Annotated in this window: 1 protein-coding gene; it reads right to left on the bottom strand. The window is 64.2% G+C overall.

Going from position 1 to position 246, the window contains the following annotated elements:
- Positions 1-246, bottom strand: a 246-nt coding sequence (locus tag SB751_RS33980; protein WP_410749494.1) for a diguanylate cyclase domain-containing protein, incomplete at both ends; no start/stop codon positions are given.

Consider the following 246-nt stretch of genomic DNA (forward strand, 5'->3'; position numbering starts at 1 on the left):
CGAGGTCGATGAGCAGCAGCGACGATGCATAGCGCGTCGCGCGGCAGCGTTCGAATTCGCGCACGAGCAGATTTTCCCAATGGCGGCGATTCAAGAGACCGGTGAGGCCGTCGGTGCGGCTCAGCCCTTCGAGCATGCGCGATTGCTCGGCGAGCTTGCGCGAGATGCGATACACCGCGAGGCCCAGCGCAAGCGGATAAATCGCGAGAAACGGCAGGCACGCGAGCAGCGTGGGCAAGCGCGTAT

Source organism: Cupriavidus sp. SIMBA_020, assembly GCF_046535395.1.
GTDB classification, from domain to species: Bacteria; Pseudomonadota; Gammaproteobacteria; order Burkholderiales; family Burkholderiaceae; genus Cupriavidus; species Cupriavidus campinensis.